Source organism: Lacinutrix sp. MEBiC02595 (assembly GCF_053601555.1).
In genome coordinates this window covers 157,185-182,520 of the sequence record NZ_JBSHNU010000246.1, presented here as the reverse complement: position 1 = coordinate 182,520, position 25,336 = coordinate 157,185, and the positions used below count along the sequence as shown (strand labels likewise).

Below are 25,336 nucleotides of genomic sequence, written 5' to 3'. Positions count from 1 at the left end.
GTAGTACTTCTAAATGTATTTCATACCACATTAGTATCGTTAGAATTTATGTAGCTATACGTTATTTTAATTATTTAGCAGGTACAAACTTTAGTGCATCGCCATTTATACAATGACGCTTTCCGGTAGTTTTTCTCGGACCATCATTAAATACATGGCCTAGATGTCCGCCACAATTTGCACAATGCTCTTCGTCTCTCGAAAAGCCTAGCTTGTTATCTGATCCAAAGGCAACATTACCTTTAATTTCTCTATCAAAACTTGGCCATCCAGTTCCAGAATCGAATTTGTGTTCACTTTTAAATAGCGCAATATTACATGCCGCACAATGGTAGGTTCCTTTGGTTTCGTTTTTATTTAACGGACTAGAAAAAGGGCGTTCCGTTCCTGCTTCTCGTAATACATAATATTGATCTTCGCTAAGTTCTTTTTTCCATTCGGTATCCGTTTTCGTTACCGGATATGCTGCTTTTTTTTCATTCTTATTTTTTTGTGCGGAAGAATTACAACTAAATAAAATACTTATAATACTGACTAATAAAAACTTTTTCATAAAATAAAGGTGTTGATTTTGTTTCTTTATTATGTCGAAATAATGATCACATCATTACGAAATCGGTATAGTAATATATTTACATTAACTATTTAACTATTAAAGTTCTCTTTTCATATAAATTTACTAATTTAGAAGGGTAATATTAAATACATTGGATGAATATAACACATATTAGTGCCGAATGTTACCCAATAGCTAAAGTGGGCGGATTAGCAGATGTGGTTGGTGCACTACCTAAATATCAAAATGCACTTGGCTTAAAAAGCAGTGTTATTATGCCTTTTTATGACAATAAATTTACTGCAGATAACAGCTTTGTTTCTATCTATACATCTCAAGTTTTATTGGATGAAGTGGCACACGATTTTGAGGTACTAATACTCAAGGAAAACAGTTTAGATTTTGATGTGTTTTTTATAGATGTACCGTATTTGCTTTTTAAAAATTATGTGTATTCTTTTGATGATACCAATCGTTTTTTAGCGTTTCAAATAGCAGCTTTAGATTGGATTCTTACTTTAAAAGATAAACCGAATATTATACATTGTCACGATCACCATACCGGACTTATTCCTTTTATGTTGCAAGAAAGTTTTAAATATGAAAGTTTAAATAAAATTCCTGTAGTAACTACTATTCATAATGCGCAATACCAAGGTTGGTTTACGTATGATAAGCTGCATTTAATTCCTGAGTTTGCTTTGGGAAAAGCAGGATTGTTAGATTGGAATAGTCAGATAAATCCGCTAGCCGCAGCAATAAAATGTGCATGGCGTGTTACTACTGTTTCTCCAAGTTATATGGAAGAATTAAAACTAGAAGCCAATGGTTTACAAGATTTGTTAAAAGCCGAAAGTGATAAATGTGTTGGTATTTTAAACGGTATTGATGCGCAAGTTTGGAATCCGGAAAATGATGATTACTTAGTCCATAATTTTTCAGAAAAAAACGTAGATTTAGGAAGAGAGAAAAATAAAAAGTGGCTATGTGAAACTTTTAATCTAGATGTTACAAAACCATTATTTGCATTTATTGGTAGATTGGTTTATGAAAAAGGATCGGATTTACTTCCAGAAGTATTTGAGACTATTTTAAAAGAAAAGAATTGTTCTATCCTACTTTTAGGCTCTGGAAATAAAGAGGTGGAGCAGGAGTTGCGAGATTTAAAAGAATCACATAAAGGAAATTATGATGCTTTTATTGGTTATGATGAGAAGCTATCACATATTATATATGGAGGAGCAGATTTTTTGTTAATGCCATCTAGAGTAGAACCTTGTGGTTTAAATCAGATGTACTCCTTAAGGTATGGAACAATTCCTATAGTTAGAAGTACAGGTGGATTAAAAGATACGGTTATAGATATAGATTCTGAAAACGGTTTTGGTATTTGCCATAAGGAAGTAACCGTTTTAGAAATCGAGCAAGCTATTAAAAGAGCAATTACGTTGTATGACGACCAAGAAAAATTTAAAAAAATTAGAAAATATATAATGGAAATTGATCATTCTTGGGATGCATCAGCTAAAGAATATATTAAATTATATAAATCAATAAACTAAAAAATTATGATTAATAATAAAGTATTATCTATTATTTTAGGAGGAGGACAAGGCTCTAGACTATATCCTTTAACACAAGCAAGATCTAAACCTGCAGTTCCAATTGCTGGAAAATATAGATTGGTAGATATTCCTATTTCTAATTGTATAAATTCTAATCTTAAAAGAATATATGTGCTAACGCAGTTTAATTCAGCGTCTTTAAATAAACACATAAAAAATACCTATCATTTTAGTTTTTTTAGTCATGCTTTTGTAGATGTTTTGGCTGCAGAACAAACCATGCAAAGTGATAAATGGTTTCAAGGTACTGCAGATGCTGTAAGGCAAAGTATGCATCACTTTTTAAGTCATGATTTTGAATATGCGTTAATACTTTCTGGAGATCAATTGTATAATATGGATTTGCAAGACATGATTAATAAGCATAAAGAAAGTAATGCTGAAATTACTATTGCAACATATCCTGTTACGGCAAAAGAAGCAACTGGTTTTGGAATTTTAAAGACAGATGATGAGAATACAATTACTTCGTTTGTTGAAAAACCAGATGCAGATTTATTACCAGATTGGACAAGTGATGTAAGTGATGATATGAAAGCAGAAGGAAGAAATTATCTTGCTTCTATGGGAATCTATATATTTAATAGAGATCTATTAGTAAAACTAATGGAAAACCCAGATACCAATGATTTTGGTAAAGAAATTATACCACAATCTATTCATGATCACAAAACAGTGAGTTATCAATATGAAGGTTACTGGACAGATATTGGAACCATAGAATCTTTCTTTGATGCGAATTTAGGTTTAACAGATGATATTCCTAAATTTAATTTATATGCCGAGGATAGAGTATATACTAGAGCAAGAATATTACCAACTTCTAAAATTTCTGGTACTTTATTAAATAAAACAGTGATAGCAGATGGTTGTATTATTCATGCCGCTAAAATTGAAAGAAGCGTCATTGGTATTCGTTCTAGAATTGGTAAAGAATCCGTTATATTAAATACCTATATGATGGGAAATGATAGATACGAATCTTTAAAAGATATTGAAAAAAATAAGATTGAAAATATTCTGGGTATTGGCGACAGATGTTATATAAACAACTGTATTATAGATAAAAATTGTAGAATTGGTGACGATGTTAAGATTGAAGGAGGTCTGCATTTAAAAGATATAGAAACAGATACATATCTTATAAAAGACGGAATTGTAGTGGTTAAAAAAGGAGCAACGATACCAAAAGGAACTATAATTAATTAGTAAAATTTAAACTTACCCAAAAAACAATATATGTCTAAAGTAATAGTACATAGCTTATTTACAGATTTTGATATTAATTTATTTAAATCTGGCAAACATTACAAACTTTACGAGAAGTTTGGATCACACATTATTACTGTAGATGGCGTAGAAGGAACTTATTTTGCGGTTTGGGCTCCTAGTGCAAAACAGGTTTCAGTAATTGGCGATTTCAATTATTGGAAAGAAGGAGAACATCAATTAAATGTCCGTTGGGACGAAAGTGGGATTTGGGAAGGTTTTATACCAAATATTGGTAAAGGAACCGCGTATAAATATAAAATTGAAAGTACTAATAATGGTATAAAAACGGAAAAAGCAGATCCTTACGGGAGACGTTTTGAGCATAACCCGAAAACAGCTTCTATAGTTTGGGAAGATGCATACAGCTGGAAAGATTCCAAATGGATGAAATCTCGAAAAAAGAAGAATGCATTAAACGCACCTTTTTCTGTTTATGAAGTCCATTTAGGCTCATGGAAAAAACAAATAGAAGAGAATCGTTTTCTTTCTTATGTAGAATTAGCAGACCAATTGGTAGACTATGTAAAGGAAATGAACTTTACACATGTAGAGTTAATGCCAATTATGGAGTTTCCTTATGACCCAAGTTGGGGATATCAAGTTACGGGATATTTTGCGCCAACCTCACGGTTTGGTTATCCCGAAGAATTTAAACTTCTAGTAGATAAATTACACCAAAATGATATTGGAATTTTATTAGATTGGGTGCCTTCACATTTTCCAGAAGATGCACACGGACTTGGTTTCTTCGATGGTTCTTGTTTGTATGAACATCCAGATAAAAGAAAAGGATACCATCAAGACTGGAAAAGTTTAATCTTTAATTATGGTCGTAATGAAGTGAAATCCTTTTTAATAAGTAATGCCTTATTTTGGTTGGACCAATATCATGCCGACGGGTTGCGTGTAGACGCAGTGGCATCGATGCTATTTTTAGATTATTCTAGAGAAGAAGGCGAGTGGGAACCAAATGAACATGGCGGAAGAGAAAATCTAGATGCCATTGCGTTTATGAAAGAGTTAAACGTAGCCGTTTATGGTACGTTTCCAGATGTACAAGCCATTGCAGAAGAATCGACATCTTTTCCAGGAGTCTCTAAACCTGTTTTCTTAGGCGGTTTAGGATTTGGTATGAAATGGATGATGGGTTGGATGCACGATACCTTAGATTACTTTGCTAAAGATCCTGCGTATAGAAAACACCACCAAAACGATTTAACGTTTAGTATGACCTATGCGTTTACAGAAAATTTTATGTTGCCACTAAGTCATGACGAAGTGGTATATGGTAAAAAATCCATTTTAAATAGAATGCCTGGTGACGAATGGCAAAAATTTGCAAATTTGCGTTTGCTTTATAGCTATATGTTCACACATCCAGGAACAAAATTATTGTTTCAAGGCGCAGAATTCGGACAAAGTGAAGAATGGAATTTTCAAACCAGTTTAGATTGGCATTTACTGCAATACAAACCGCATAAAGGAGTACAAAAACTAATAAAAGACTTAAATACTTTATATAAAACCGAACCAGCTTTACATGAAAATCAGTTTACGCAAGAGGGTTTTGAATGGATCGATTATAACGATGCAGAGAATTCAGTTTTAGTGTATATAAGAAAAGGAAAGAAACCAAAAGATAATATAATTATAGCTTGTAATATGACGCCGGTTCCTAGAGAAGGATATCGTATTGGTCTTCCTAAAAAAGGAAAATTAAAAGAAGTGTTTAATAGCAATGAAAAAGAATATTTTGGTACTGGAGATTTTAAAAATAAAACCCTTACTTCGGAAGCTGAAAAATGGCAAAACAGAAAAAATTCAGTAGTGCTAAATATACCTCCTTTAACCATGTTAGCATTTAAATATCAATAAAATATATCTCTTTTTTAAGCTTCTTTTTTAAAAATTTAATAAAAATTACATACTAAAACGATGTAGTTAATAATAAGTTATAAGAACTAATAGTATAGTTTTTTTTACAACGTTTTTTTATGTTTTTTTACATACTACTTAAAAGATTGCAAGATGATTGTAAATACAGAATTAGAACAAAAAGGGAATCTATTTCCTACCGAAATAATAAAATATAAGAAAGATGTAGATACCTTACATTTTTCAACAAAAAACGGAGTGGTACTCCAAATAACGGTTGTTAGAGATAGTGTTATCCGATTTAGATATAGCACAACAGGAAAATTTGAAAATGATTTTTCTTACGGAGTTACTATCCATGCCAGTAGAGGTTATAGTTTTTTAGATGTAACAGAAGACGAAACGCATTATATTATTACTACTTCCAAATTAATTTGTAAAGTAGAGAAGTTAGGTTTGCAAGTCGCTTTATTTGACGCTATCGATAATAAACTAATTAATCAAGACGAAATTGGTTTCCATTGGGAAGAGAGTTATGAATATGGAGGAGACATTGTGAAAATGAGTAAAGCTTGTCAGAAAGCAGAAAGTTTTTATGGTTTAGGAGACAAACCTGTAGATGTAAATCTAAAAGGAAAGCGTTTCGAAAACTGGGCGACAGATTCGTATGCTTTTGGCAAAGATACCGATCCTATTTACAAGGCAATTCCTTTTTATACGGCAATACAAGACAATAAATCGTATGGTATTTTCTTTGATAATACCTTTAAAACACATTTCGATTTTGCACACGAAAGAAGAAACGTAACGAGTTTCTGGGCGCAAGGTGGAGAAATGAATTATTATTTCATTTATGGTCCGCAAATGGAAGATGTTGTTAAAAACTATACCGATTTAACAGGTAAACCACATACCTTACCTCCTTTATGGGCATTAGGTTTTCACCAGTGTAAATGGTCGTATTATCCAGAAGCGAACGTAAAAGAAGTAACCAAAACCTTTAGAGATTTAAAAATTCCTTGTGATGCTATCTATTTAGATATCGATTATATGGATGGTTTTCGTTGTTTTACTTGGGATAAAAAACTCTTTCCAGATCCAAAAAGAATGGTGAAGGAACTAGAAGAGGATGGTTTTAAAACTGTAGTAATTATAGATCCAGGAATTAAAATAGATTTAGATTATGCTGTTTTTAAAGAAGGATTAGATAAAGATTATTTCTGTAAACGTGCAGACGGACCATATATGAAAGGTAAAGTTTGGCCTGGAGAATGTTATTTTCCAGATTACACAAAACCAGAAGTGAGAGAATGGTGGTCTAGTTTATTTCAAGAATTAATTGAAGATATTGGTGTAAAAGGCGTGTGGAATGATATGAATGAGCCAGCTGTAATGGACGTTCCTAATAAATCCTTTCCAGACGATGTGCGTCATGATTATGATGGCAATCCTTGTTCCCATAGAAAAGCACATAATGTTTATGGAACACAAATGGCGCGAGCAACCTATCATGGTTTAAAAAAATACGCGTATCCAAAAAGACCTTTTGTAATTACAAGATCTGCATATTCTGGAGCACAAAGATATACTTCCACTTGGATGGGAGATAACGTTGCAACTTGGGAACATTTAGCAATTGCTAATAATCAAGCACAGCGTATGGCAATGTCTGGTTTTTCTTTTGCAGGAAGTGATATTGGAGGTTTTGCAGAACAACCACAAGGAGAATTATTTGCAAGATGGATTCAATTAGGTGTTTTTCATGCCTTTTGTAGAGTGCATTCTTCCGGAGATCATGGCGATCAAGAGCCTTGGGTTTTTGGTGAAGAAATTACAGATATTGTAAGAAAGTTTGTTGAAATTAGATACCAATTATTACCGTATTTATATACCGCTTTTTGGAAATATATCAATGACGGAACACCAATCTTAAAATCTTTGGTGTTGTACGATCAAGAAGATACAGCTACACACTATAGAAGTGATGAGTTTGTGTACGGAGAACAAATTTTAGTTTGCCCAATTTTAGAACCAAATGGCAAAGGAAGAAGAATGTATGTTCCTAGAGGGAAATGGTATAACTTCTGGACCGATGAAGTGATTGAAGGAGGAAGAGAAGTTTGGGTAGATGCAGAATTAGATAGTATGCCAATGTTTATTAAGGAAGGCGCTGTAATTCCGAAATACCCAATACAACAATATGTGGATGAAAAGAGTTTTGATGAAATTACTTTAGATGTATACTATAAAGAAGGTAAAGAATCTTCCAAATTATATGATGACGCGCATGATGGCTATGATTATAAAAAAGGAAGATTTAGTTTACGGACTTTTAAAGTGACTGGTAAAAAGGAAGAGTTAATTCTTCAACAACATAAACGTGGAGACTTTAATGCAGATTATAGTAAATTTAATCTAGTATTACATAATTTACCTTTTCAAATTACATCGGTGCAAATAGACAATGTAGAAATTAATTTAGAAAGTGTGAATCTAGAATCGCAATCTATTTCTGTGGGTAAAGAGTTTACGGAAATACACATTATCGGTAAATAGTGACACTTAATAGAATATATAGTGGTCAATTGCCCTCCAGAAAATTAGTTATTGGTTAACTTTCATTAACTTTATCGAGATTAATTAAAATATGTACTTAAATGAAATTTAAAAACGTAATAATTGCTTGTAGTACCATTGCACTTTTTCTGTCTTGTGCAACAAATCCTTTTACAGGAAAATCTACAATGGCATTAGTGCCAAACTCTCAATTATTTCCAACGGCCTTTGCCCAATATAATCAAGTATTAGCGGAAAGCAAAGTAGAAACAGGAACAGCTAGAGCAGATATGATTACTAGAGTTGGTCAGCGTATTGCTGTTGCAGCAGAGCGTTGGTTAAATGCAAATGGACATCAAGGGTACTTAGCAGATTACAAATGGGAATATAATTTAATAGATGATGCCACTGTAAATGCTTGGTGTATGCCTGGAGGAAAAATTGTTTTCTATACCGGAATCTTACCAATAGCACAAAGTGAAACAGGAGTTGCTGCAATTATGGGGCATGAGGTAGCACATGCATTAGCAAATCACGGACAACAACGTATGAGTGCTGCTTACATTCAACAAGGTGTAGCAATCGCAGGAAATGTAGCGATCCAAAACGATCAAGATAGAAATACCTTTAATCAATATTATGGTATTGGTTCTCAGGTTGGTGTGATGTTACCTTTTAGTAGAAGCCATGAAACCGAAGCAGATAAAATTGGTTTATATTTAATGGGAATTGCAGGATATAATCCTACAGAAGCTTCTAATCTTTGGGTGAGAATGAAAGCGAATAGTGGAGATGGAGCGCCACCAGAAATGTTAAGTACACATCCATCTAACGATAGTAGAATTGCGAACCTAAAAGCATTAGCGCCTCAAGCTATTGCTGAATCTAAAAAGTTTGGAGTACAATCTTTTAGACCTATTACTAGTTTTTCGTACTAATTAAAAATATTTGTTTACTTTAGAAGCTGCTCCAAAAAAGAGCAGCTTTTTTTATGAATAAACTTGAAAAAGGAAGTAAAAAACTTCTAAATGCCTGGGCTTTTTACGATTGGGCAAATTCGGTATATACACTTACCATTGCATCTTCTATATTTCCTATATTCTATTCTGCATTATTTCTTACCGAAATAAAGAATGTGCACGCTTTTGGTATGGATTTTAAAAGTACTGCACTAATAACTTACGTTACTGCTTTTACTTTTCTAGTAGTGACTTTTACCTCACCAATTCTTTCTGGGATTGCAGATTATGTGGGGAATAAAAAGAATTTCATGAAGTTCTTTTGTTATGTTGGTGGTTTAGGTTGTATAGGTTTATATTGGTTTAGTTTAGAAAATATACATCTCAGTTTGTTGTTTTATTTTATGGGTTTAATAGGGTATTGGGGAAGCTTGGTTTTCTATAATTCCTATTTGCCAGATATTGCATATCCAGAACAGCAAGATAGTATTAGTGCCAAAGGCTTTAGTTTTGGTTATGTTGGTAGTGTTTTATTGTTAATTGCTAATTTAGCTATGGTGATGAGTCAAGATACCGGTGAAGCAAAAATGCAAATGATGCGTTACTCTTTTATTACGGTTGGTTTATGGTGGATTCTATTTAGCCAATACACTTTTTATATTTTACCAAATGGTGTTTCTTCTGGTCATAAAGTAACCAAAGATGTGGTCTTTAATGGCTTAAAAGAATTACGAATTGTTTGGGGTGAGCTAAAAGAAAACCTACGATTAAAACGATATTTAGTAGCCTTTTTTGTCTTTAGTATGGCAGTACAAACTATTATGTTAGTTGCTGTTTATTTTGGGGAAGAAGAAATTGCTTGGGGAACAGATAGCGATAAAACCACTGGATTAATCGTTAGTATTTTAGTGATTCAATTAGTCGCAATACTTGGTGCGTATTTAACCTCTAAAGCTTCTTCTAAATTCGGAAACATAAAAACACTTATAGTCGTAAATATCATATGGATGGGTTTATGCTTTTATGCCTATTTAATGGAAACCCCTTTTCAGTTTTATTTGGCTGCAGGTTTTGTAGGTTTAGTTATGGGAGGAATTCAAGCATTAGCACGTTCTACGTATTCTAAGTTTTTACCAGAAACAGAAGATACCACATCCTATTTTAGCTTTTTTGATGTCGCTGAAAAAATAGGAATTGTAATTGGTATGGTCATATTTGCAACCATAGATCAAATTACGGGAAGCATGCGAAACGCTATTTTGTTTTTATTTGTTTTCTTTTTAATAGGAATAGTGCTCTTACTTAGAGTGCCTAGAGAGGAAACAAATTAAAATATTTTACTATGTTTGTTTATAATTAGAAATCATTTCAATAAAAATTTTATGAAAAGCTTAAAGATTGCTAGTATTTTTATTTTATCATTATTCGTATTTACCATCACTTCTTGTGATGATGAACCATTAGAAGGCGAATTTACAACCGACGGTGGTGGTGCTGTAACCTGTGTAGAGGCAACTCAAAACCTTGCTACTGCTTCGGCTACTTATGGAACGACACCTACAGACGACGTGAATTATGCTGTAGTTTGCAATGCCTATGCAGTTGCTTTACAAAACATGATTGATGCTTGTGGGGATGAGTCAGGAGCAATACAGACTTTATTAGAAGCTTTAGATTGTCCTGCAGTTTCAAATGATTGTACAACAGCACAAAATGCAACAAGTATTGCAGAAACAGCATATAACGCAGATAACACCAACGCAACTTTGTGTAATGCATACGAAGCCGCTTTACAAAATGAAATTGCGCAATGTGGGGATGCAGACGGAAGTTTACAAACGATTATAGATGGGTTGGATTGTGATACTACGAATCCAACAGATACTTTATTTTTAAAAGAAATGATTTGGACAGAAACAGATGGTACTACTATATATACAGATACTTTTACTTATGAGGGAAATAATTTAATTTCAATTTTAGATTCTGATGGTTATGAAAATACATATGTTTATGAGAATAACTTGCTAACTAGAATAAATTTTTACGAATCTGGAACATTAAGAGATTATGTTTTAATTGAATACAATGGAAGTAATCAATTAATATCTTATACAATATATATTATTTTAGATAACGAAGGTTGGAGGTATGATTTGACATATAATACAGATGGAACCATTACACAAAAGAGATATATTGGTGACCTTACTTCTCAAACTAATTTTCAATCAGAAACATTAGTTACAATGGGAAATGATCAAATTTTATTAGAAAATAAAGCTAATGGCACAGAGACTGTTTATACTTATGATACGAAAAATGGTATTTATAAAAATATTTCAAATTTAAAAACACTAAACTTAATCAATATTGATTTTTCTGGATACATAGATGGTGGATTGAATAACCTTGTTTCATTAGCTGGAGATTACAATGGATCTGCAGTAGTTTTTGAAGAATATGAGTACACTTATAACTCCAGTAACTATCCTGCAACTTCTAATGATTATGTAGAAGGAGTTTTAGATTCTACGCGCGAATATATTTACGAATAAATTCAATTATCAAAATAAATTAAAAGCCATTCTATTCGAGAGGTTTTTTACGCATTTCGTTTTATTATGTTAATAATACAATAAGAACCAATACTTTTAGTTTCTTTTTAAGAAGTGAGTTGTAACTTAAATCATTTCCTTAATTTCGTTTCCTAAAAAACTAATTTCAATAAAAAATTTATGAAAAGCTTAAAGATTGCTAGTATTTTTATTTTATCATTATTTGTATTTACCATCACTTCTTGTGATGATGAACCATTAGAAGGCGAATTTATAACCGATGGCGGAGGAAGTGGTGTAACCTGTGTACAGGCTACTCAAAACCTTGCTACGGCTTCTGCTACTTATGGAACCACACCTACAGACGACGTGAATTATGCTGTAGTTTGTAATGCGTATGCAGTTGCCCTACAAAATATGATTGATGCTTGTGGTGATGATTCCGGAGCAATACAGACTTTATTGGAAGCTTTAGGTTGCCCAGCAATTTCAAATGATTGTACGGATGCACAAACAGCTACAACTAATGCAGAAACAGCTTATAACGCAGATAACACGAACACAACTTTGTGTAATGCATACAAAGCTGCTTTACAAAATGAAATTGCACAATGTGGGGATGCAGACGGAAGTTTGCAAGATAGCATGGATGCATTGGATTGTGACACCACGGATTTAATCCTGCCAAGACAGATAACTCAAACCTATGGGGATGGCTCTACAATTGTAAGTGATTTCACATTTACCGGAAATAGATTGACCAAAGTAGAATATACTATTGATTTTGTAGGATCTTCTACAGAAATTGAGATGGAAGAATTTACGTATAGTGGCGATTTATTAGTCAGAATTGATGAAAGTTCTACGGATTCAAGTGGGAACATAGAAACTGCTTTTTCAGTTTTAGAGTATAATGCAAGTAATCAGTTAATTACGGAAACGTATAATACATCTACAAATACACAAGTAAATACCTTTGTACATAATACAAATGGTACTGTGACATTTAATGAAGATGGAGGACAGATTTATGTTTATACCATGGAGAATGGAAATATAATCTCGGAAGATAATACAAATGGTAATCAGGATTACAGTTATACTTATGATGCTAAAAACGGAATTTCAAAAAACGTTTACGCAAAAGAAGTTTTAGCATTGTTGGGATATACTACTTTTAATAATAACCCTTTAAGTTATACGAACACTGGAGGTGCAACTTTTCCGGATAACGAGAATAACACATATACTTATAATACAGATAATTATCCTGTTACTTCTAATACGTCTGAAAATCCAGGAACTGCAGATGAAGAAACCTATACTTCTATGATTACTTATTATTAGTAATTTAAGAATTAGCAAATAAAAAAATCCGAAGCAAACGCTTCGGATTTTTTTTTTTTTTTGCCAATAATTTAGTGTCTAGTAAATTATGTATATTTGTTTATCTAACAATAATTAGTATGGAAGCAGTTGAATTAAGAAAAAAATGGTTACAATCTATAGCTAAAGTAGATGAACGGTTTTTACGCATGGTAGATGCTTTATATGAAAGTTATATTACTAATGAAGCAGATTACACAATTTCATCTTCACATAAAAAAACCTTAGATACTCGATTAAAAAACCATAAGGATAATCCTGCTTTAGGTAAAGATTGGGAAGTTGTTAAAGAAGAGCTTACTCAAAAGTATGGCTCTTAAAGTAATTATTAAGCCAGAAGCAGAACTAGATATTCAAGATGCAATTAATTGGTATAATGAACAAAAAGATGATCTTGATTTTGAATTGTTAACGGAAATTATTCTTGTTATAGATTTAGTAAGAGAAAACCCAAATTACTTTCAAAAAAGATATAAAGATTTCAGAATTTCATTTACTAAAAGATTTAAATATGGAATTCATTATACTGTTGAAAATAAAACAATTTACATACATGCAGTTTTGCATATGAATCAAGAACCAAAAGAGTAGAGAAATTTACTTTGAAAAATTAATAAAAAATCCGAAGCGTTTGCTTCGGATTTTTTATTGTTTTTAAATCTTGTATGTCATTTCAAGCGTAGTCGAGAAATCTATTATATTAATAAAAAAGATTCCTCCATTACAGTCGGAATGACATAAGGGTTCCATTTGAAAATTTATTTTACCAACAGCCAACAGCCAACAGCTAGTTTCCGGTAATACTTCCAGAACCAGCAACCTTAGTATCTTCCTTTTTTGGATTTCCTTTATACTCTATATCACCAGAACCAGAAACTCTTGCTCTTAAGGTTTCCGTACTATAAACATCTGCATCCCCAGAACCTCTTACAGAAACTTCTGTATTTTCTGATTGCAGATTATTACCATTAAAATCTCCAGAACCGGTTACGCTTGCTTTTAAATTCGTAGTTTTTCCTTTTAAAGTGACATCACCAGAACCAGTTACGCTTCCGGATATATTATTGGTTTGAATATTTAAAACGATATCTCCAGAACCTGTTAAGCTTACCTCTAAATTGGTTTCGGTTATGGTGTCTGTATTCCATACATCTCCAGAACCTGTAAGAGATACTCTGTCAATATCTTTAAACGGAATCGTAATCTTTATTGTTTTGTTACGGCTTTCTCTTAGATCAACACCATTTGCTACTTTTACAGTTAAGGTATTGTTTTTTACTTCGGTTATAATATGTTCTAAAAGGTTTTCTTCTCCTTCAATCGTTAGTTTTCCTTCTGTACCTTTTACTAAAATAAAGTCCATAGATCCTATACAAGCAATAGCGTCATAATCACCAGTGGTTCTTGAAATAGTGGTCACATTTCCGTTTCCTTTCACTTTATTACCAAACCAAGATTGTGCTTGTATTTGTGTGGTTAGTAAAATAGTTGCTAAAATTAAGATTGAATTCTTCATAATATTTATTTTTTAATGGTTTAATTAAAGGTTGTTCTATCCTGCAAGGTTTTTGAAACCTTGTAGGTGTTTTTTATAAAATTATTATTGTTTGTGATTTTCTAAACCTACAAGGTGGTTTAAAACTTGTCCGATTAGGTAATGTGTTTTCTAATTTTGTTTAAGCGTTACGCTTCCGTAATCGGAAGAGATACGAAGTGTGTTTCCAGAGTTTGCATTACCATAATATCCTTCGTAATATTTATCTGTAGACTCTACGCGCTTTTTGGTGAATTCTAATCCTTCATAATCTCTTAAGGAAGCATATTCTAAATCGATATTAAAGTTAAAGTGATACGCAGGATCATAACCAATAGTAATACCTACGTAATCGGATTCTATGCTAACATTCTTTGCATTTGCCGTGATCTTATCAATTTTAATAGAACCATAATCGGCATTAATAGAAGCCGTTTTATAAATTTCGCCTATTCGTGTAGTCAGATAATCGCCATCTCCTTTTATATGGTTTGCTTTTTCAATATACACCGAACCATAATCACAATCATAAGTAACGTCTTCTGCTATTTCTACAACAGACTTTGTGTAATCTGCTATAATATCTATCTTTTTTGCTTTTGCGACAGTAAACCCACTATAATCTGCGTTTATTTTTCCGCTTTTTATATATTCAAAATAACAATTATTAGAGTAGTCAAAGGTTATGATATTGTTATCGGCTAAAAGCTCTTTGGTTGTGATCTTTCCGTAATCGCAATTTAAAGTTGCTTGTCCTTTTAGTTTGTCTAGATTAATATTACCATAATCATTATCTAAGTTTACATGATTGGTAATCGGCATCTTGATAACATAGTTAATTTTCATGTTTACGTTATTTCCATTATTCCATTTAAACCAAGAGTTCGATTTACTTTTATTAAAAATGGTTCTTGCAGAAATTAGGCTAGAAGAAGCTTCAAAATCTACAGTGATTTCATCTAGTTTGTCTTGTACTTTCTCTGCATCATTGCCATTTGTAGTAATAGTGATTTCAAATGCTATTCGGTTTTCTTCCCAAGTAATAACATCTATATTACCATAGCTATTATCTACTTTTAAAGTAGCATCTGCGTTTACAGAAAACTCTTTTTTAATTACTTTTTCTTTGGTATGTTTTCCTTTAACAGGATCATTTCCTGCTATAAGTAACATAGGTATTAGCAAGAATGCTAATGTGATTTTATATAGTTGTGCTGTTTTCATTCGTGCTGTTTTTTAACTGTTTAATGTTTTCTATTTGTGTTAAGGTGTCTTGTAGAATATCAATCCTGTTTTGAAAATTGCTAATCATAGCATAGATAACACGTTTATCTTCGCCACTTTCAGACAAGTCTGTTTTTAAATCTTTATATTCTTTTTCTAAGCGCTGCATTTGCATCATAGCATCTGCAATTAATAATTTTGTTTCTGGATTGGACGCTTGTTCAATTTTTGCTAATTCACTTGCAATTACATTGGTAAAGAAATTTTGTGTTTCTGCCATTTCTGGAGAAATACTAGCCAAATCAAGAACCTTATCTTCTTGCTGAGTAGTAACAAAAACAGTCACTAAAATTGCTAATGAAGCCGCAATACCTAGAAAAGGTTTCCAAAAACTATTTTTTGGCTTAGATGTATTTGCAAGCGTTTGCTTGTTTAGCTTCTTTAAAAATCTTTTTTCATGATCTAGCGTAGGAATTTCTACATCAAAATCATCTTTCAGAGTATCAAAAAGGCTATCTAAATTATCTTTATTCATCTTTAGTTTCCGCGAAAGCGGTAATCTTTTAATTATTTATACTTTATTTAAAGTGCTACTAGTTCTAGTTTTTTTCTTAAACTTTCTTTAGCTCTAGAGATTGTTGTTCTACAATTGGCATAAGTTATACTCATAATGCCACTTATTTCTTCGTAATCATATCCTTCAATAAGATGTAATGTTAGTGCAATTCGGTAATTGTCTTTTAGTAATTTCATCGTTTCTAAAACTTGTTGCGCTTTTAAGTTTGTAAACTCGTAATCACTAGATATACCATCGTTGTCTTCCATTTTATACAACACATCTTCTAAAGGAACATCTTGGTATTTATTATTTTTATTGAAATGATAAATACTGTTATTAATTACAATTCGTTTTAACCAAGCTCCAAAAGTCATTGTATCTTTTATAGTGTCTAGTTTTGTAAAAGCGGAAAGAAAAGAATCTTGCATAATATCTTCTGCTTCAAATCTATCTTTTACAATCCTAAATGCTACGTTAAACATTGCTTTATAGTATCTATTATAAATCTCCAATTGCGCAAATTGGTTATTAGACTTACATAGCGCTATGAGCTGCTCGATATTTTGGTTGGTTAGTGTCAAAAAATTAAATCAAATTGTTATAGTATAGATACGCATAAAGATAAACTGTTACAGTTTGTAAATAAAAAGTTTCAGGTTTTTTCTAAGCATTGGCATATTAATTGACTTTAATACTATAGATATGTAGGCGGTATGTGTTAATAACGTACTGATTGCCATTTAGATAAATAGAAAAAGACTAATAATTTTAAACTCAAATCGTAATAGCATTATTTTATTTAATGACATTATGACTTAAATATATATATGAAGAAATCTAGTTTATTAAGCCTTGACAGTTTGTCATTACAGGATTTTGATGAAAATTCAGAATTAATTCCATTAATGACACCTGAGGATGAAGAAGAAATAAATAACGAAAAATTACCAGAAACCTTACCAATTCTTTCTTTACGGAATACGGTTTTATTTCCAGGAGTTGTAATCCCTATTACTGCAGGAAGAGATAAATCTATTAAACTAATTAACGATGCTAATAATGGAAGCAAAGTCATTGGTGTAGTTGCGCAAAAGGATGAAAGTGTTGAAGATCCAAAGGCAGGAGATATTCATGAAACAGGAACCGTTGCTAGAATTCTACGTGTTTTAAAAATGCCTGATGGAAATACAACCGTTATCATTCAAGGTAAAAAACGTTTTAAAGTTGCTGAGGTAATAACCGAAGAACCTTACATGAATGCTACCATTCGTGAAGTTCCAGAAGCAAAACCTGCTAAAGAGAACAAAGAGTTTGACGCTATTATTGATTCTATTAAAGAACTTGCTTTACAGATTATAAAAGATAGTCCGAATATACCAAGTGAAGCTTCGTTTGCGATTAAAAATATTGAAAGCAATTCGTTTTTAATAAACTTTGTGTCCTCTAATATGAATCTTTCTGTTAAAGAAAAACAACTTCTATTAGAAAATAACGATTTAAAAGAACGTGCACTTGCAACCTTAAAGTATATGAATTTAGAGTTTCAGAAATTGGAACTTAAAAATGACATTCAATTAAAGGTTCAAAGTGATATGAACCAACAGCAACGCGAATATTTCTTACACCAACAAATGAAAACCATTCAAGAAGAACTTGGAGGAGGCGTTTCGTCTGGCGAAGAAATTGAAGAAATGCGAATGCGTGCTAAAAAGAAAAAATGGGATGATAAAGTTGCAGAACATTTTAATAAGGAATTAGCCAAAATGCAACGTATGAATCCGCAAGTTGCAGAATACTCGATTCAGCGTAATTATCTAGATCTATTTTTAGATTTACCATGGAATGAATTTAGTACCGATAAATTCGATTTAAAACGCGCTAAGAAAATATTAGATAGAGATCATTACGGTTTAGATGATGTAAAGCAAAGAATTTTAGAGCATTTAGCAGTTATTAAATTGCGTAATGATATGAAGTCACCAATTATTTGTCTGTATGGACCTCCGGGAGTTGGTAAAACTTCTTTAGGTAAATCTATCGCAGAAGCTTTAGGTAGAGAATACGTACGTATGTCGCTTGGTGGATTGCGGGATGAAGCAGAAATTCGCGGACATAGAAAAACATATATTGGTGCTATGCCGGGACGTATTCTTCAAAGCTTGAAGAAGGCAGGAACTGCAAATCCAGTTTTTGTTTTAGATGAAATTGATAAACTTTCTAATTCGCATCAAGGAGATCCTTCTTCTGCAATGTTAGAAGTATTAGATCCAGAACAAAACAGCGAGTTTCATGATAACTTTTTAGAAATGGGCTTCGACCTTTCTAAAGTGATGTTTATTGCAACATCTAATAGTTTATCTACCATTCAACCAGCTTTACGCGATAGAATGGAAATTATAAATGTAACCGGTTATACTATTGAAGAAAAAGTAGAAATAGCAAAACGTCATTTATTACCAAAGCAATTAAAAGAACATGGTTTAACAGATGCGCACCTAAAAATTGGAAAGCCACAATTAGAAAAAATAGTGGAAGGGTATACGCGTGAGTCTGGTGTTCGTGGTTTAGAAAAACAAATTGCGAAAATGGTGCGTTATGCTGCCAAAAGTATTGCAATGGAAGAGGAGTATGATATAAAAGTGTCTAATGAAGATATTATAAAAGTACTTGGTGGACCAAAATTAGAAAGAGATAAATACGAAAATAATAATGTAGCAGGAGTAGTTACAGGATTAGCTTGGACAAGCGTTGGAGGTGATATTCTTTTTATAGAATCTATTCTTTCTAAAGGAAAAGGGACAATGACTATTACCGGAAACCTTGGTAAAGTCATGAAAGAATCTGCAACTATTGCTATGGAGTACATTAAAGCAAATGCGGAAGAATTAGGTGTAGATCCAGATGTTTTTGGTAAATATAATGTGCATATTCACGTACCGGAAGGTGCAACACCAAAAGACGGACCAAGTGCAGGTGTTACCATGTTAACTTCTTTAGTGTCTTTATTTACACAACGTAAAATAAAAAAGAGCTTAGCAATGACCGGAGAGATTACGTTAAGAGGAAAAGTACTACCTGTTGGCGGAATTAAAGAAAAAATTCTAGCGGCAAAGCGTGCAAGAATAAAAGAAATCTTACTTTGCGAAGACAATAGACGTGATATTGAAGAGATTAAGCCAGATTATTTAAAAGGATTAACTTTTCATTATGTTTCAGAAATGAAAGATGTTATCGCTATTGCAATAACAAATCAAAAAGTTAAGAATTATAAAAAGCTATAATTATGAGGTCTCTAATTTTTATTTTAACATGCTTCGTTTCGCTTGTTTCGTTTTCGCAAGAAACAGAAACTAAAGAGGAATTTCTTCCTATAAATCTAGAAGGAAAAGAAGCATTTCTTTCAACTCAAACGGGAGAATATGTTTTTTTAGAGCATGCTAAAACGGATGCTACAAAATTAGAGACTACAAATAATGGCGTAATTTATACCGATATTAAAAGACATACGGTAGCAAAAAAGGAAACAATTTCTAAAATTGCAAAGCAATATGATTTGAGTAAAGACGAAGTAATGCGTCAAAATAAGTTGTCTAATAGTAAATTAAGTATCGGACAAGAACTTAAAATCATAAAAAAAGTAGTGGTAAAGTCCAGTAGCCCTGTTATTAGTCAAGAAGAAGGTACTATTATCGCAAGATTAAGTCCAGGGCAAACACCAACAGGTTTAGATACAGCAAGAACAAATAGCGCTCCTGTTGAATCACCTAGCCCAGTTGCTGTTGTAAATGAAGAAATAGAAACACAAGATATAACAGAAACTGAAACTGAAACTGAGACGCAAAATATAGAAGCAGTGGAAGAAGTTGCAGAAGAAGCTTTAGAAGAAGTAAAGGAAACTGTAGCAGAAGTGGAAGAAAGAATTGAAGAATACATTGAAGAAGAAGTTAAAGAGTCTGCAACTACAAATGTAGATTCTGTATACATCGTTAAAAAAGGAGATAACTTATATAGCATAGCTAAAAGACATGATATTAAGTTAGATGCACTTAAAAAAATGAACGGTTTAGAATCCAATAATCTGAGTATTGGACAAAAGTTAAAGTTGAAATAAAAATATTTTTCCAATATCTGCGTTTTAAGATAGATTTAGTTACTTTGCAGCTTTATGATTAAGAAATATTTTACTTGCATTTGTCTTTTATACTTTGTTACTTCTAATGCACAATTAGGAGGAGAAAGTACGTATCAATTTTTAAACTTAGTCTCTTCACCTCGTCAAGCTGGACTTGGAGGTAAAGTACTTACCAATGTAGATTATGATGTTACACAAGCTATATTTAATCCAGCAACTATTAATTTAGAGATGGATAATCAATTTGCTGTTAATTATTCCAGTTATTTAGGTGGCGTAAATTATGGTACTGCAGCGTATGCATATACAGTAGATAGAAGAAATCTTACCTATCATGTAGGAGTTACTTATATTAATTATGGAAGTTTTGATGGTTATGATGAACAGGGTAATGCTACTGCATCCTTTTCAGGGAATGAAGCAGCGATCTCTTTTGGTCATTCTAGACAAATAGGATATTCCGATTTTTATTTAGGTGGAAACGTAAAGCTAATCACTTCCAAATTAGAAGAATACAGTTCTATTGGTATTGCTTTTGATGCTGGTTTAATTTATATAAACGAAGACATCGAGTTTCAAGCAACTTTAGTACTTAGAAATGCAGGAACACAAATTACTACCTATGCCGGACAAAACGAATCTTTACCATTTGAAGTAGATTTTGGTATGTCGCAAACTTTAGAGTTTGTACCAATACGTTGGCATTTAACTTTTGAAAATTTACAAAAATGGCCAATTGGAGCTTCTAATCCCGCAAGAGCAACTACCGATTTAGAAGGAAACCAAACCCAAGAGGAAGTTGGTTTTTTTAATCAGGCATTAAGACATACTATAATAGGAGCAGAGCTGTTTCCAGAAGGCGGTTTTCAAATTAGATTTGGTTATAACTTTAGAAGAGCAGAAGAACTTCGAATAGTTGAACAACGTAATTTTTCGGGTTTATCTGCAGGGATTTCTATAAAACTAAACAAGTTTCGTTTTAGTTATACACACGCAAAATATACAAGTGCAGCAAATGCAAACTTTTTTGGAGTACAGTTGGATCTGAATTAATACTTGCTGGAGTTTCTAAAATCATATAGGTTTTTTATCTAGTTTTTATTTACTAAATTACTTACTAAATCACCTAACAAACCACAACCCAAACAATACAAAGTGCAAAAAATTACAATAGCCATAGACGGATTTTCATCCACAGGAAAAAGTACAGTAGCAAAACAAATAGCAAAACATTTGGGGTATATCTATGTAGATTCTGGCGCTATGTATCGAGCGGTTACTTTATATGCCATGCAAAATGGTTTTATTGATGCCAATCATTTTGATATAGAAGGTTTAGTTTCAAAACTACCTGAAATTACGATTCATTTTACATTTAATCCAGAACTAGGCTTTGCAGAAGTATATTTAAATGGCGTAAATATTGAAAAACAAATTAGAACATTAGAAGTATCTAGTTTTGTAAGTCAGATTGCAACCATTCCAGAAGTGCGTTCCCAACTAGTAAAGCAGCAACAACAAATGGGAAAAGATAAAGGTGTTGTAATGGATGGCCGGGATATTGGCACTGTTGTTTTTCCGTATGCGGAATTAAAAATATTTATGACAGCTTCCGCCGAAACTAGAGCACAACGTAGATACGATGAACTTATTGGTAGAGGAGATGTCGTATCTTTTAAAGACGTATTACATAATGTACAAGAACGAGATTATATCGATTCGCATAGAGAAGATTCTCCTTTAGTAAAAGCAGAAGACGCCGTTGAGGTGGATAATTCTAATCTTTCCTTAGAAGAACAGTTTCAAAAAATATTAGATTTAGTTACTGGGACTCTTGAGGGTAGGGAGTAGTGGGCAAGTGTTTAGTAGGCAGTAATCAGTAGGCAGTGTTCAGTATTTAGTCATCCGTTACTTTAATATTCTATAACTATATAAGAACTAATAGGTAGTAGTTAATTTTCGGGGATTCCTTTTTAATCTTCGCAAAATTATTATTGAATACGGTAAATATTAAATTTTGAACTTCAACTTCAACTTCAACTTCAACTTCAGATTCAGATTCAACTTCAGATTCAATTTCAGATTCCTCTTCAACTTCATTTTTTCCTATAATAAACATTTGAGAATCAAAAATATAATTGTAAATTTGCACTCCTTTTAGCGAATAATGGAAAGATAAAAGGAATAAAACAAAAACAATTTTAACACTTCTGTGTGTTATCGCATCCTATCTTCCTAAAGCATAGCAGAATACAAAAACATAATGTGTATACGTTTTCAAATAATTGGAATCCTATTGCATTATTAAATTAATTAAATGGCTGAAAAAGCAAAAAAAGCGGAAGTTGAAGCAACGGAAGCAACAGAAGTACAAAAAACAGAAGCGGTAGCAACTGAAACTACAGAAGCAACTGCAGTAAAAGAAGCTCCTCAGGTTTCTGAAGCACAAGCAAACCCAGAAAAATTCTTGGCAAGCTTTAACTGGCACAATTACGAAGAAGGTATTGATGAGGTTGAAGATTCTCAATTAAAAGAATTTGAAAAATTAGTATCCGAAAATTTCGTAGATACTTTAGATGACGAAGTAGTAGAAGGTGTGGTAATTCACATTTCAGATCGTGATGCAATTATTGACATCAACGCAAAATCTGAAGGTGTAATTTCACTAAACGAATTTCGTTACAATCCAGGTTTAAAAGTAGGAGACAAAGTAGAAGTATTAATTGATGTTCGTGAAGACGCAACAGGTCAATTAGTATTATCGCACAGAAAAGCTCGTGTAATTAAAGCTTGGGATAGAGTAAATGATGCACATGACACTGGTGAAATAGTAAACGGTTTTGTTAAATGCAGAACTAAAGGTGGAATGATTGTAGATGTATTTGGTATTGAAGCATTCTTACCAGGTTCTCAAATTGATGTTAAACCAATTAGAGATTACGATCAGTATGTAAACAAAACTATGGAATTTAAAGTGGTGAAAATCAACCACGAATTCAAAAACGTAGTAGTATCTCATAAAGCGCTTATTGAAGCGGATATTGAAGTACAAAAGAAAGAAATTATTGGTCAATTAGAAAAAGGTCAAGTACTAGAAGGTATTGTTAAAAACATTACTTCTTATGGTGTCTTTATTGATCTTGGTGGTGTTGATGGATTAGTTCATATTACAGATCTTTCTTGGTCAAGAATCAATCATCCAAATGAGATTGTTGAGTTAGACCAAAAATTAAACGTTGTAATCCTTGATTTTGATGAAAACAAATCAAGAATTCAATTAGGTCTTAAACAATTATCTAAACATCCTTGGGATGCATTAGGAGAAGAAGTAAAAGTAGGTGACAAAGTAAAAGGTAAAGTTGTAGTTATTGCTGACTATGGTGCTTTTGTTGAGGTAGCTGAAGGTGTTGAAGGATTAGTTCACGTAAGTGAAATGTCTTGGTCTACACATTTACGTTCTGCTCAAGATTTCGTATCTGTTGGTGATATTGTTGAAGCTCAAATCTTAACTTTAGATAGAGAAGATAGAAAAATGTCTCTTGGTATCAAGCAATTAGCTCCAGACCCATGGACAGATATTACAACTAAATATCCTGTAGGTTCTAAACATTCAGGAACAGTTCGTAACTTTACAAACTTTGGTGTTTTTGTTGAATTAGAAGAAGGTATTGATGGATTAATTTACATCTCAGATTTATCTTGGACTAAGAAAATCAAGCATCCATCTGAGTTCTGTGCAGTTGGTGATACTTTAGACGTAGTTGTACTTGAGTTAGATGTTGAAGGACGTAAATTATCTTTAGGTCATAAACAAACAACTGTGAACCCTTGGGATAAATACGAAACTGAATTTGCTTTAGGTACTACACATACTGCAGAAATTGCAGAAGTTGTAGACAAAGGAGCTACTATTGAGTTTAACGAAGATATCGTTGCCTTTGTTCCTTCTCGTCATCTTGAAAAAGAGGATGGTAAGAAACTTAAAAAAGGAGATTCAGCAGAATTCAAGATTATCGAATTTAATAAAGAATTTAAAAGAGTAGTTGCTTCGCATACTGCTATCTTTAGAGAAGAAGAAATCAAGAATGTAAAAGAAGCTGTTAAAAAAGCTGCAAATCAAGCTGCAGAAGCAAAACCTACTTTAGGAGATGCTAACGAAGCTTTACAAGCACTTAAAGATAAATTAGACGGAAAAGTATAATCTTTCTGAAAACTTTATATAAATTAAAGCCTTTCCATTCACTTGGAAAGGCTTTTTTATTTTTACTATTTTAACTTCTAGAGGCGCAACGAGATCCTTTTTAGGATTAAAAAGAAAACGATTATAAATTTTTATTATCTATAGAATACGGATTTTATAATTTCAAAACCGTTCTTCCAACTAGCCCAATAATACTAGATTTAGAAGTTACCAGAATTTAAAATATAAACTTATTTACGCTACTTCCTAATTATCTTTCAACTTCTAAAATTTTGCATTATCTTTGTTTACCAAATACGTTTGGATATTCTATGGGTCAAAAAGTGTTACTTAACGCAAAAGAGGTAAACATCATTCTTCATCGATTGGCTTGTCAACTTATTGAAAATCATAAAGACTTTTCTAACACCGTTTTAATAGGTATTCAACCTAGAGGAAAGTATTTAGCAAATAGGTTAATTACTTTACTAAAAGAAGATTATAAAATTAAAAACCTACAAACAGGGCAGCTAGATATTACTTTTTATCGAGATGATTTTAGAAGAAGTGACAAACCTCTAGAAGCGAATGCTACAGAAATGGATTGTGTTGTAGAAGATAAAAAAGTCGTTTTTATTGATGACGTTTTATATACCGGACGAAGTATTCGTTCTGCATTAACAGCAATTCAATCTTTTGGTAGACCAAAGGAAATAGAACTTTTAACCTTAATAGACAGACGATTTAGCAGACATTTACCAATTCAGCCAGATTATAGAGGAAGACAGGTAGATGCTATAAATGAAGAAAAAGTAAAAGTGAATTGGATAGAAAATGAAGGAGAAGATGTAGTGTATTTAATTTATAGTTAGTTTTTTCTAAGTTATAAATAAATAGATGACACACAGAGTCCAGTAGAA

The 25,336-nt window shown here is 32.3% G+C and carries 21 protein-coding genes; 16 read left to right on the top strand and 5 right to left on the bottom strand.

Going from position 1 to position 25,336, the window contains the following annotated elements:
• Positions 1 to 70: 70 nt before the first annotated feature.
• Positions 71 to 553, bottom strand: a complete 483-nt coding sequence (gene msrB, locus ACVCZW_RS18180) for a peptide-methionine (R)-S-oxide reductase MsrB (protein WP_452233111.1) — start codon at positions 551 to 553, stop codon at positions 71 to 73.
• Positions 554 to 711: 158 nt separating this feature from the next.
• On the opposite strand from msrB, the gene ACVCZW_RS18175 reads away from it, so the two are divergent.
• The 10 genes from ACVCZW_RS18175 to ACVCZW_RS18130 all read left to right on the top strand — a co-directional run bounded on the left by ACVCZW_RS18175 (position 712) and on the right by ACVCZW_RS18130 (position 13,378).
• Positions 712 to 2,118 carry a glycogen synthase gene (locus ACVCZW_RS18175; protein ID WP_452233110.1) on the top strand — a complete coding sequence of 469 codons (1,407 nt, stop codon included), beginning with the start codon at positions 712 to 714 and terminating at the stop codon, positions 2,116 to 2,118.
• Positions 2,119 to 2,124: 6 nt separating this feature from the next.
• Entirely contained in the window at positions 2,125 to 3,390 is a 1,266-nt protein-coding gene (locus ACVCZW_RS18170; protein ID WP_452228386.1) for a glucose-1-phosphate adenylyltransferase, read from the top strand.
• A gap of 30 nt (positions 3,391 to 3,420) precedes the next feature.
• Positions 3,421 to 5,328 carry a 1,4-alpha-glucan branching protein GlgB gene (gene glgB, locus ACVCZW_RS18165; protein ID WP_452233109.1) on the top strand — a complete coding sequence of 636 codons (1,908 nt, stop codon included), beginning with the start codon at positions 3,421 to 3,423 and terminating at the stop codon, positions 5,326 to 5,328.
• Between the two features lie 153 nt (positions 5,329 to 5,481).
• Entirely contained in the window at positions 5,482 to 7,884 is a 2,403-nt protein-coding gene (locus tag ACVCZW_RS18160) for a glycoside hydrolase family 31 protein (RefSeq protein WP_452233108.1), read from the top strand.
• Between the two features lie 101 nt (positions 7,885 to 7,985).
• Positions 7,986 to 8,822 (top strand): M48 family metallopeptidase, encoded by an 837-nt coding sequence (locus ACVCZW_RS18155; protein ID WP_452228389.1) that lies wholly within the window; start codon positions 7,986 to 7,988, stop codon positions 8,820 to 8,822.
• A gap of 53 nt (positions 8,823 to 8,875) precedes the next feature.
• Positions 8,876 to 10,174, top strand: a complete 1,299-nt coding sequence (locus ACVCZW_RS18150) for an MFS transporter (RefSeq protein ID WP_452233107.1) — start codon at positions 8,876 to 8,878, stop codon at positions 10,172 to 10,174.
• Between the two features lie 51 nt (positions 10,175 to 10,225).
• The gene (locus ACVCZW_RS18145) at positions 10,226 to 11,401 is read left to right on the top strand and encodes a hypothetical protein (RefSeq protein ID WP_452233106.1); all 1,176 of its coding nucleotides are present in this window, start codon (positions 10,226 to 10,228) and stop codon (positions 11,399 to 11,401) included.
• Between the two features lie 180 nt (positions 11,402 to 11,581).
• Positions 11,582 to 12,748, top strand: a complete 1,167-nt coding sequence (locus tag ACVCZW_RS18140; protein ID WP_452233105.1) for a hypothetical protein — start codon at positions 11,582 to 11,584, stop codon at positions 12,746 to 12,748.
• 119 nt (positions 12,749 to 12,867) lie between these two features.
• Complete coding sequence (locus ACVCZW_RS18135) at positions 12,868 to 13,107, top strand: addiction module protein (protein ID WP_452228393.1); 240 nt, start codon at positions 12,868 to 12,870, stop codon at positions 13,105 to 13,107.
• Positions 13,097 to 13,378 (top strand): type II toxin-antitoxin system RelE/ParE family toxin, encoded by a 282-nt coding sequence (locus ACVCZW_RS18130; RefSeq protein WP_452233104.1) that lies wholly within the window; start codon positions 13,097 to 13,099, stop codon positions 13,376 to 13,378. Before ACVCZW_RS18135 ends, ACVCZW_RS18130 begins: the two co-directional genes overlap by 11 nt.
• A gap of 196 nt (positions 13,379 to 13,574) precedes the next feature.
• Here ACVCZW_RS18130 and ACVCZW_RS18125 read toward each other — a convergent pair whose 3' ends face one another.
• From ACVCZW_RS18125 to ACVCZW_RS18110, 4 genes are all read right to left on the bottom strand, one after another.
• On the bottom strand, positions 13,575 to 14,303 hold the full coding sequence (locus ACVCZW_RS18125; protein ID WP_452233103.1) for a head GIN domain-containing protein: 729 nt from the start codon (positions 14,301 to 14,303) through the stop codon (positions 13,575 to 13,577).
• Positions 14,304 to 14,453: 150 nt separating this feature from the next.
• Positions 14,454 to 15,545 (bottom strand): hypothetical protein, encoded by a 1,092-nt coding sequence (locus ACVCZW_RS18120; RefSeq protein ID WP_452228396.1) that lies wholly within the window; start codon positions 15,543 to 15,545, stop codon positions 14,454 to 14,456.
• Positions 15,523 to 16,080: a hypothetical protein gene (locus ACVCZW_RS18115; protein ID WP_452233102.1), complete on the bottom strand. Its 558-nt coding sequence runs from the start codon at positions 16,078 to 16,080 to the stop codon at positions 15,523 to 15,525. The genes ACVCZW_RS18120 and ACVCZW_RS18115 overlap by 23 nt, the downstream gene beginning before the upstream one ends.
• 47 nt (positions 16,081 to 16,127) lie before the next feature.
• Positions 16,128 to 16,685: an RNA polymerase sigma factor gene (locus ACVCZW_RS18110; protein WP_452233101.1), complete on the bottom strand. Its 558-nt coding sequence runs from the start codon at positions 16,683 to 16,685 to the stop codon at positions 16,128 to 16,130.
• Between the two features lie 246 nt (positions 16,686 to 16,931).
• Here ACVCZW_RS18110 and lon point away from each other — a divergent pair, with 246 nt between their 5' ends.
• The 6 genes from lon (at position 16,932) to pyrR (ending at position 25,288) form a co-directional block, all read left to right on the top strand.
• Positions 16,932 to 19,385, top strand: coding sequence for an endopeptidase La (gene lon / locus ACVCZW_RS18105; protein ID WP_452228399.1), 2,454 nt, complete (start codon positions 16,932 to 16,934; stop codon positions 19,383 to 19,385).
• 2 nt (positions 19,386 to 19,387) lie between these two features.
• Positions 19,388 to 20,215 carry a LysM peptidoglycan-binding domain-containing protein gene (locus tag ACVCZW_RS18100; protein WP_452233100.1) on the top strand — a complete coding sequence of 276 codons (828 nt, stop codon included), beginning with the start codon at positions 19,388 to 19,390 and terminating at the stop codon, positions 20,213 to 20,215.
• Positions 20,216 to 20,269: 54 nt separating this feature from the next.
• A complete protein-coding gene (gene porQ, locus ACVCZW_RS18095; protein WP_452228401.1) occupies positions 20,270 to 21,289 on the top strand; it encodes a type IX secretion system protein PorQ in 1,020 nt (339 codons plus the stop codon).
• A gap of 102 nt (positions 21,290 to 21,391) precedes the next feature.
• A complete protein-coding gene (cmk, locus tag ACVCZW_RS18090) occupies positions 21,392 to 22,087 on the top strand; it encodes a (d)CMP kinase (RefSeq protein ID WP_452233099.1) in 696 nt (231 codons plus the stop codon).
• 466 nt (positions 22,088 to 22,553) lie between these two features.
• Positions 22,554 to 24,437 carry a 30S ribosomal protein S1 gene (gene rpsA, locus ACVCZW_RS18085; RefSeq protein ID WP_452228403.1) on the top strand — a complete coding sequence of 628 codons (1,884 nt, stop codon included), beginning with the start codon at positions 22,554 to 22,556 and terminating at the stop codon, positions 24,435 to 24,437.
• Positions 24,438 to 24,748: 311 nt separating this feature from the next.
• Positions 24,749 to 25,288, top strand: a complete 540-nt coding sequence (gene pyrR / locus ACVCZW_RS18080) for a bifunctional pyr operon transcriptional regulator/uracil phosphoribosyltransferase PyrR (protein ID WP_452233234.1) — start codon at positions 24,749 to 24,751, stop codon at positions 25,286 to 25,288.
• Positions 25,289 to 25,336 lie beyond the last annotated feature (48 nt).